The organism is Vibrio salilacus (genome assembly GCF_002811245.1).
Lineage (GTDB): Bacteria > Pseudomonadota > Gammaproteobacteria > Enterobacterales > Vibrionaceae > Vibrio > Vibrio salilacus.
This window is the reverse complement of the sequence record NZ_NIVQ01000092.1, coordinates 1-1,020: the sequence shown is the minus strand read 5'-3', so window position 1 is coordinate 1,020 and position 1,020 is coordinate 1. Positions and strand designations below refer to the sequence as shown.

The following is a 1,020-nucleotide window of genomic DNA, read 5'->3' as shown; positions in this document are numbered from 1 at the left end:
AATCAAAGGTTTAGAATGGCAACTAACAAAGCGTTTAAGGCAGATTCGCAACGCTTGGCATTTTAGGTTTGAATCAGCTTTAGTGTGTACGGCACAATAGGTTAGGCTCAGTGGCTGCGTTGCTCACTACTTAACGCGGCGTTATGAAGCAGAAGGAAATATCAACTATGATCAAACAAGTTGGAAATACGGAAATCAAGGAAAATCATCAAGCTTCATGTCATTGTGGTGCTGTTGTGTTAGAGCTGTATTTGCCAAACGGCATCGAGAAACCTAGGCGTTGTGACTGCTCAATTTGTCGAAGAAAAGGTGCAATAGTTGGTTCAGTCCCGTTATCTAATATCAAAATCCTAAAAGGTGAATCTGAATTAAAGTTGTATCAATTTAACACTGGCACAGCTAAACATTACTTTTGTTCAAACTGTGGTATTTATACCCACCATCAAAGACGATCAGACCCAACTGAATATGGGTATAATATTGGTTGCCTTGAGGGAGTAAACCCATACGACCTAGGTACAATTGAAGTCATGGACGGCATAAATCACCCAGCCGATAGAAAGTGAATTTTAGTCAATCACGCGCTTGTAACTGCTTCATAACAAAGCGTTTAAGACGGATTCCCAACGCTTGGTATTTTCGGTTTGATTCAGTTTTAGTGTTTACGGCACAATGGTTTAGGTAAGGTGGTAGCGTTGCTCACCACTTAACGCGGCGTTATGTTTACTTGTATTTCAGTGGCTTAAAGTTTCTTCGATCTATGTTCTTTGTCTCTTTGGCAGTTCGCTCGAGTTACTTCAGCAAATCCGCATTGTCGGCCTAAATTCTTGAATTTCTCAGCCCGTAAAACATGCCAATATTCGTGGGTTGCTTCATTTTCAGGTCGTGGCGGTTGGCTTTAAATGTCATTGGCTCTAAGGCGCTTTCAGCGTATTTGCCAAGTAGCATGTCGACTTAGCAGTTGTCTCGGCAATTTGCCATTGTTCTGCGCTGTGGTTGGAAAGAGAGGGCGCTTGTTGA

The 1,020-nt window shown here is 42.1% G+C and carries 1 protein-coding gene; it reads left to right on the top strand.

The annotated features are described in order from the left end of the window. Positions 1 to 167: 167 nt before the first annotated feature. Positions 168 to 566 (top strand): GFA family protein, encoded by a 399-nt coding sequence (locus CDZ87_RS16940; RefSeq protein WP_100754564.1) that lies wholly within the window; start codon positions 168 to 170, stop codon positions 564 to 566. Positions 567 to 1,020: the final 454 nt, after the last annotated feature.